The sequence below is a fragment of the Aestuariivirga sp. genome (assembly GCF_044238155.1).
Taxonomy (GTDB): Bacteria; Pseudomonadota; Alphaproteobacteria; order Rhizobiales; family Aestuariivirgaceae; genus Aestuariivirga.
Genome location: NZ_JBIIDX010000154.1, coordinates 1 through 8,095 on the forward strand (window position 1 = coordinate 1; position 8,095 = coordinate 8,095).

At 66.8% G+C, this 8,095-nt stretch carries 8 protein-coding genes; all 8 read left to right on the forward strand.

The features are described 5' to 3' along the window. On the forward strand, positions 1 to 290 hold a 290-nt coding region (locus ACILRN_RS14160; RefSeq protein ID WP_395689344.1), incomplete at its 5' end, for a phage tail tape measure protein. Position 291: 1 nt separating this feature from the next. Then, the gene (locus ACILRN_RS14165) at positions 292 to 915 is read left to right on the forward strand and encodes a TIGR02217 family protein (RefSeq protein WP_395689346.1); all 624 of its coding nucleotides are present in this window, start codon (positions 292 to 294) and stop codon (positions 913 to 915) included. After that, positions 912 to 1,787, forward strand: a complete 876-nt coding sequence (locus ACILRN_RS14170) for a DUF2163 domain-containing protein (RefSeq protein ID WP_395689348.1) — start codon at positions 912 to 914, stop codon at positions 1,785 to 1,787. The genes ACILRN_RS14165 and ACILRN_RS14170 overlap by 4 nt, the downstream gene beginning before the upstream one ends. Positions 1,788 to 1,802: 15 nt before the next feature. Continuing rightward, a complete protein-coding gene (locus ACILRN_RS14175; protein ID WP_395689350.1) occupies positions 1,803 to 2,237 on the forward strand; it encodes an NlpC/P60 family protein in 435 nt (144 codons plus the stop codon). Beyond that, positions 2,237 to 6,130, forward strand: a complete 3,894-nt coding sequence (locus tag ACILRN_RS14180) for a glycoside hydrolase/phage tail family protein (protein WP_395689352.1) — start codon at positions 2,237 to 2,239, stop codon at positions 6,128 to 6,130. The genes ACILRN_RS14175 and ACILRN_RS14180 overlap by 1 nt, the downstream gene beginning before the upstream one ends. Next, positions 6,123 to 7,292, forward strand: coding sequence for a DUF2793 domain-containing protein (locus tag ACILRN_RS14185; RefSeq protein ID WP_395689354.1), 1,170 nt, complete (start codon positions 6,123 to 6,125; stop codon positions 7,290 to 7,292). The genes ACILRN_RS14180 and ACILRN_RS14185 overlap by 8 nt, the downstream gene beginning before the upstream one ends. Beyond that, complete coding sequence (locus ACILRN_RS14190) at positions 7,289 to 7,507, forward strand: hypothetical protein (protein ID WP_395689356.1); 219 nt, start codon at positions 7,289 to 7,291, stop codon at positions 7,505 to 7,507. Before ACILRN_RS14185 ends, ACILRN_RS14190 begins: the two co-directional genes overlap by 4 nt. A 15-nt stretch (positions 7,508 to 7,522) precedes the next feature. Further along, complete coding sequence (locus ACILRN_RS14195) at positions 7,523 to 8,050, forward strand: lysozyme (protein ID WP_395689358.1); 528 nt, start codon at positions 7,523 to 7,525, stop codon at positions 8,048 to 8,050. Positions 8,051 to 8,095 lie beyond the last annotated feature (45 nt).

The window sequence follows — 8,095 nt, forward strand, 5'->3', positions numbered from 1 at the left end:
TGGGCAATGTGATTGCGGGCGGCAAGGTCTTTCCCTTTGCAGCGGGCGGCATCGTCAATGCGCCGACCCTGTTTCCGATGCAGGGCGGCATGGGGCTGATGGGCGAGGCCGGCCCCGAGGCCATTCTACCGCTGGCGCGCGGGGCCGATGGCAGGCTGGGCGTGAGGGGCGGCGGGATCAATGTGTCGGTGTCGATTGCAACGCCGGATGTGCAAGGCTTCGAGCGCGCCCAGTCGCAGGTGGCGGCGCTGATCGCGCGTGCCGTGAGCCGCGGCCAGAGGAATCTCTGAGATGAGTTTCGATGATGTGCGCTTTCCGGCGTCGGTGTCGCACGGCACCTCGGGCGGGCCCGAGCGGCGCACCGACGTGGTGATCACCGCATCCGGCGGCGAGGAGCGCAACAGCCGGTGGGCGGATTCGCGGCGGCGCTACAACGCCGGCTTCGGCGTCAGATCGCTCGATGACATTCATGCCGTGATCGCCTTCTTCGAGGCCCGGCGCGGGCGCCTGCGCGGGTTCCGCTGGAAGGACCACATGGACTACAAATCCTGCGCACCCTCGCTTGCGGTGACGCCGCTCGACCAGGTGCTGGGCGCCGGCAATGGCAGCGCGCTCGGTTTTCAGCTCGTCAAGCACTACGGGACGGGCGCCGGTGCCTATCGGCGCGCCATCACCAAACCGGTCACCGGCAGCGTGCGCGTTGCGGTGGGCGGCACGGAGGTGACGGCCTTCACGCTTGATCCCGGAACGGGGCTCGTGAGCCTTGCTGCGCCACCGCCCGCCGGCGCACTGGTGACGGCGGGATTCCAGTTCGATGTTCCGGTGCGCTTCGACACTGACGTTTTGCGCATCAATCTCACCCAGATTGCGGCCGGTGACATTCCGGACATTCCGATCGTGGAGATCCGCGCATGAAGACGCTGCCTGCAGGCCTTGCGGCGCATCTTGCCAGCGGGGCCACCACGCTGTGCCATTGCTGGAAACTCACGACGCGCGGCGGCGAGGCCATGGGGTTCACCGACCATGACCGCGATCTCAGCTTCGAGGGCACGCTGTTCGAGGCGGCAAGCGGCTTCACCGCCACGGAACTTGACTCGAATCTTGGACTCTCTGTCGACAATCTCGAAGCCTCGGGGGCGCTGTCATCGACGCGGCTCAGCGAGACGCGGCTTGGCGCGGGCGATTTCGACAATGCCGCAATCGCGCTGTGGCGGGTCAACTGGTCGGATGTGAGCCAGCGCGTTCTGATGATGAGCGGCAATCTGGGCGAAGTGACGCGAAGCGGTGCGCTGTTTCAGGCCGAATTGCGCGGCCTTGCGCATGCGCTCAACCAGCCGCGCGGCCGGCTCTATCAGCATGGCTGTGACGCAATTCTGGGTGATACCCGCTGCGGGGTGAATCTCGCAGCCGTCAGTTTCAGCTGCAATGCCCAGGTCCTGTCCTGTGTGGCCAACCGGCGCATCAACGTCGGCGGCGCGGATGGCTTCGCGGCCGGTTTCTTTGCCGGAGGAACGGCAAGGCTTGCCTCGGGGCCCAATCAGGGCCGGGAGGGCCAGGTCAAGTTCCACCGGGTGCAGGGCGCTGCCGTGAGCATCGAACTTTGGCAGCCATTGCCGTTGCCGGCCCAGCCTGGCGATGCCATCACATTGCGGGCAGGCTGCGACAAGCAATTCGCGACCTGCCGCGACAAGTTTTCCAACGCCCTGAACTTTCGCGGCTTTCCGCACATGCCGGGCGACGACTTCGTGATGAGTTACGCGCTGCGTTACAAGAAATCCAAGCGCTGAACAGGACCTCCAAGCATGATCCGGCGAGACGAGATCGTGGCCGCTGCCCGCGGCTGGCGCGGCACGCCCTATTGCCATCAGGCGAGCTGCAAGGGCGCAGGCGCCGATTGCCTGGGACTGGTGCGCGGCGTCTGGCGCGAGGTGATGGGTGCGGAGCCCGAGCGGGCGCCTGCCTATTCCCCCGGCTGGGCGGAGAGTGGCGGTGGCGATGCCCTGCTCGAAGCTGCACGCCGCCACCTGACTGAAATTCCGTGTACGTCCTTTCTGGCGGGAGACGTGCTGCTGTTCCGCTGGCGGCGGCATCTGCCGGCTAAGCATGCAGGCATCGCGATATCCGCCGATTCGATGATACATGCGCAGGAGGGCGCCGCAGTGGCCGAAGTGGCCCTTTCAGCCTGGTGGCGGCGGCATCTGGCCTTCGCCTTCCGCTTTCCAGGAGTGCCGGACTGATGGCGACCGTGGTTCTGCAGGCTGTCGGGGCTGGGCTTGGCACTCTGCTGGGTGGTCCGGCGGGTGGCATCGTCGGGCGCGCCCTGGGCGCGGTGGCTGGAAGCTTCGTGGACCAGACGCTGTTCGGCAGCTCGAAGCGGGTTGACGGACCGCGGCTTTCCGACCTCAGGGTGATGGCCTCCTCGGAGGGGGCCCCCATCGCCAAGATCTGGGGCCGCATGCGGGTGGCGGGCCAGGTGATCTGGGCCACCGACTTCGAGGAAACGCAGAAGACCGAAACGGTGGGTGGCGGCAAGGGTGGTGGCGGTGGTGGCCGCAACAAGGTCAGGACCTACAGCTACTTCGCCAACTTCGCGGTGGCGCTGTGCGAAGGTGAGATCGACCGCATCGGCCGCGTCTGGGCAGATGGCAAGCCCTTCGACATGTCGGCCGTTACGGCCAGGCTGCACACCGGCAGCGCCACGCAGATGCCAGACAGCCTGATCGTCGCGAAGATGGGCGGGGCGGCGGTGCCAGCCTATCGCGGCACGGCCTATGTGGTGTTCGAGCGGCTGCCGCTGGCCGATTTCGGCAACCGCCTGCCGCAGCTCTCCTTCGAGGTGGTGAAGAGCCTCGATGGAGCAGAGCAGCACGTACGCGCGGTGAGCATCATCCCCGGGTCAACCGAATTCGGCTACGACCCCGACATCGTCACCTGGCAGCGCGGGGGAGGTGTCACCAGTTCCGAAAATGCCCATGCCTCATCCAGCCAGAGCAATGTCATGGTGTCGCTCGACGAGCTGAGCGCCACCTGCCGCAACACGCAGGCGGCAGCCCTGGTGGTTGCCTGGTTCGGCAATGACCTGCGCTGTGCGAGCTGTGCCATCAAGCCAGGAGTCGACAATGCGCTCAAGGTGACCAAACCCGGCGCCTGGATGGTGAACGGGCTTGAGCGCCATCAGGCACATCTGGTGAGCCTCAGCGATGGCGGACCGGCATTTGGCGGAACGCCCTCCGACGCGTCGGTGGTCCGCGCCATCGAGGAACTCAAGCGCCGCGGCCTCAAGGTGATGTTCCATCCCTTCCTGCTGATGGACATTCCACCGGGAAATGCGAAGCCCGACCCCTATGGCGGGCCCGAGCAGGCGGCCTATCCGTGGCGGGGGCGCGTGACCTGCTCGACCGCGCCGGGCCGTCCGGGTTCGCCAGACAAGACCGCCGGCGTGGCAGGCGAACTTGCAAGCTTCGTGGGCAATGCTGCGCCCGCCCATTTTTCGGCAAGCGGCATGACCGTGATCTATTCCGGGCCGCCGGAGTGGAGCTTCCGCCGGATGATTTTGCATTATGCGAAGCTCTGTGCGCTGGCGGGCGGCGTCGATGCCTTCCTGGTCGGCAGCGAATTGCGCGGGCTGACCACGCTGCGCCGGGAGGCCAACCGCTTTGGCTTCGTCGAGGCACTCGTGAGTCTTGCTGCCGATGTGAAGCAGATCCTGCCTGCCGCGCGGGTGTCCTATGGCGCGGACTGGACGGAATATTCCGGGCATCAGCCCGCGGATGGGTCGGGCGATGTGTTCTTCCATCTCGATCCATTTTGGGCCTCGCCTGCCGTGGGCTTCATCGGCATCAACAACTACATGCCGCTTTCTGACTGGCGGGATGGCGATCAGCATACGGATTATATCGCCGGTGCGCGCTCAATCTATCAGCTCGACTATCTCAAGGCCAACATTGCCGGAGGCGAGTATTTCGACTGGTTCTACCGCACATCGGCGGAGCGAGAGCTGCAGCAGCGCACGCCGATCAGCGACGGGGCTTACGGCAAGGCCTGGGTGTTTCGCCGCAAGGATCTCAGGAGCTGGTGGCTGAACCTGCACCATGACCGTCCGGGTGGCGTGGAACGCGCAACGCCCACCGCCTTCGTGCCGCAGGCAAAGCCGGTCTGGTTCACCGAGGCAGGCTGCGCGGCGATCGACAAGGGGGCGAATGAGCCCAATGCCTTCGTCGACCCCAAGTCCTCCGAGTCGCGCCCGCCCTGGCATTCGAGCGGGGCGCGCGATGACTTCATGCAGCTGCGCGTCCTCACCGCGCTGGACCAGTACTGGTCAGCGGCGGGAGAGCACAATCCTGTTTCCCAGCTGACGGGCGAGCGCATGGTGAATGCCGGCCGGATCTTTCTGTGGGCGTGGGATGCCAGGCCGTTTCCGCAGTTTCCGGCGCGGTCCGATATCTGGGCTGACGCGCCAAACTATGCCCGCGGGCACTGGCTGAATGGCCGGATGGGTGCGGTGCCGCTCAGCGAACTGATTTCAGCCATTGCCACGGCCTACGGCCTTGAGCAGGCCGACACATCAAATGTCGAGGGGCTGGTCTCCGGCTTCTCGATCGAGCGGGTGACGACGGGTCGCGAGGCGATTGAAGGCCTGATGACGGCCTTTGCGATCGATGTTGCGGAAAGTGCGGGGCGGATACGCTTCTTCATGCGCGAGCAAGCGGTGATGACGACGCTTGCCCATGGCAGGCTGGCGGAGACATCAGAGACGGCGCCGACGCACATCATCCGCCGCGCGCAGGAGACTGAGCTTCCGGCTGCGGTGAAGCTTTCCTACATGGAGGCCGGCCGGGATTATCGCCTGGCCGTGGTGGAGGCAAAATACCAGGGCGGCTCGAGCAAGCGCGATCAGCTGATCGAGCTGCCCGCCGCGGTGCACCAGGAACTGGCCCAGAAGCGCGCAGCGGTGACGCTGCAGGAGGCTTGGTCGGCGCGCGAGCAGGTTGAGCTGGCGCTGCCGCTGTCCTGCCTGGCGCTCGAGCCCGGCGACGGAGTGCGCCTCATGCTGCCCGGCGGGCCGTTTGATCTGCGCATCGAGGAGATCTCCGATGGCATCTGCCGGAAGATCCGCGGGCGGCGCTTTGACCGTGCCATCTATGAGGCGGCGGCGGCCGCGCCGCGCAGCGAAGCAGCTGAAGTTGCGCTGGTCTATGGGCCGCCCAATGCGCAGATCCTCGATCTGCCGCTTGCCGACGGCATCGAGCTGGCGCATGCGCCGTGGATCGCGGCGGCGGCACAACCATGGCCTGGCGGCCTGGCGCTCTACCGCCAGACAGGCCCGGCGAGCATCGCCTTCAACCGTGACATCAGCCTCGCGGCGGTGATGGGCGAGACCGTCAGCACACTCGCCGCCGGACCGCTTGACCAGTTCGACCGCGCTAACAGCCTGACCGTTCGGATCGCGACGGGCGCCCTGGCGGCGGTGACGGCCGAGGAGCTTCTGCAGGGCGCCAATCTTGCTGCCGTGGGCAGCATGGCGACAGGCTGGGAGATCATTCAGTTTGCGGGCGCCGAGCTGGTGTCTGCACAGACCTATCGCCTGAGCCTGCTGCTGCGCGGCCAGTCCGGTTCAGCGCCCGAGATGCTTGGCGTGCGCCCGCCCGGCCAGTGCTTCGTGCTGCTCGACGCGGCTGTGGTGCAGCCCGATCTGCCCCTGTCGCAGGCCGGGCTTGAAACCTCCTGGCGGCTGCTGCCGTTGCACTACGAGCTTGGCCGGGCGGAACGCGCGATCAGCCATCGCGGACGTCTGCGCGGCCTGCGCCCGCTATCGCCCGTGCAACCGCGCGCCGTGCGGACAGGCGCCGATCTGCAGCTGAGCTGGATCCGCCGGACCCGCATCGGTGGTGACAGCTGGGATCTTGCCGAGGTGCCTCTGGGCGAGGAGCGCGAACTCTATGACGTCGAGATCCGCGCCGGTGGTGTGCTGAAGCGCCGCGTCGAGACCGCCGAACCGCGCTTTCTCTACACCGCCGCGGAACGGCTGGCCGACCTCGGGCCCGACGCCGTGAGCTTCACGCTGCGCGTGGCGCAGGTCTCGGCGGTGTTGGGGCCCGGCAGCTTTCTGGAGACGATGATCAATGTCTGAAACCCCTCTGCTCAAGCTTCCGCTGCTGTCTGCGCAACAGGCGCAGAAGCACATCACCCACAATGAGGCCCTGCTGCTGCTCGAGGCGGCGGTACAGCTGTCGGTGATCGGCCGTGGCCTTGCCGCGCCGCCTGCCGCGGCGGAGGACGGCGCGCGCTATCTCGTGCCGGCCGGCGCCACCGGCGCCTGGGCGGGCAAGGCCGGCCAGCTGGCGCTGATGCAGGGCGGCAGCTGGGTTTTCCTGATGCCGCGCAAGGGCTGGCGGATGTGGGTCGAGGACGAGGGCAAGCTGCTGCTGCATGACGGCGTGCAGTGGCTTGACCTGCTCGCCTTTGCGGAATTTTCAAATCTGCAGCGGCTGGGCGTCAACGCCACGGCGGATACTACCAACCGCCTGGCGGTTTCTGCCGCGGCCACGCTGTTTACCCATGCGGGCAGCGACCACCGGCTCAAGCTCAACAAGAATGCCGCCGGCGACACGGCCTCGCTGCTCTACCAGACAGGCTTCGCCGGCCGTGCCGAGTTGGGCCTGGCGGGCAATGATGACTTCGCCATCAAGGTGAGCGCGGATGGCGTGCAGTGGACGCCGGCGCTTGTGATCGACCGGGCATCGGGTGCGGTGAGCCTGCCCAGTACGCCCGGTCCCGCGGCCGCGCTGTTTGGTCAGTCGTTGAGCAGCCAGGGCCCGGGCTTTGCCACGGATACCTATCTGGCCGGCTCCGGGCTGGTCATTCCTGCCGGGCGGCTGCGGGCCGGTACGCGCTACATCCTCGCTTTCGATGCCAGCAAGTCCGCAGCAGGGCTCGCAGCGCCGATTGTCAGTCTCCGGTTTGGCTCGACGCAGTCAGTTGCCGATGCGCTGCTCGCCCAGCTGGCGTTTCCGGCCCAGACGGCAGCAGCCGATGACGGGCGCTTCCTTCTCGAGGTGACGTTCCGCAGTGTAGGTCCGGGCACGGCGGCCGTGGTGCAGGCGGTGGCCTCGCTTGTGCACAGCATGGCCTCCGGCGGTCTTGCGAGCAGCCCGGGGCCTGTCCGGCGCGCCACCTCCGCGGGGTTCAACAGCACGCTCGCCAATGCCGTTCTGGGCGTGTCCGTCAACGCCGGGGCCGGGGCCGCCTGGACAGTGAGCCTGGTGCAGGCCCAGCTCGAGAACCTGCAATGACCAGCCTCGAACGCGATGTGGGCGGGCTCGAGGCGCGCATGCGCCTGATGGAGCAGGAGATCCATGCCATCCGCGAAGACGTGCGCGAGATCCGCGATGCGCTGGTGAGCGCGCGCGGCGGCTGGAAGACGCTGACGCTGGTGATCGGCATGTCGGTTTCCGCGGGGGCGCTGCTGTCGCGCCTGCTGCCCACGCTCCTGAGCCACAGATTGTGAGGTGACGAGATGAAGATGACGGAGGACGGCCTGGCGTTGATCCGCCAGTTCGAAGGGTTTCGCAGCACTGCCTACCGCTGCCCGGCAGGCGCATGGACGATCGGCTATGGTCACACCTCGCAGGTGGGACCGCCGCAGGTGACGCCGGGCATGACGATCAGCGAGGCGGAAGCCCAGCGTATTCTGGCAGCAGATGTGCAGCGCTTTGCTCATGACGTGCGCTCTGCGCTGAGCCGCGAGATCAGTCCTGCGCAATTTTCGGCGCTGGTGAGCTTTGCCTACAATGTCGGATCAGGTGCATTTCGCGGCTCATCGGTTCTGAAGGCGGTGAATGATGGCCGCTTCAGCGAGGTGCCGCGGCTGCTCAAGCTTTGGGTGAAGGCCGATGGCCGCGTTCTCGACGGATTGGTGCGCCGCCGCATGGCCGAGGGCGAGTTGTTCAGCCGAGGCGCGCAGGCGCCCCAGCCGCGGGCCTGGCGCGGCCTGTTCGAGATGATCCTGGCGCTGCTGCGATTTCTGACAGGAGGAGGAACGAGAGCATGATGACGCTTCCGCTTGGCATGGCAACGGGGTTGGCGCGCGGGCTGA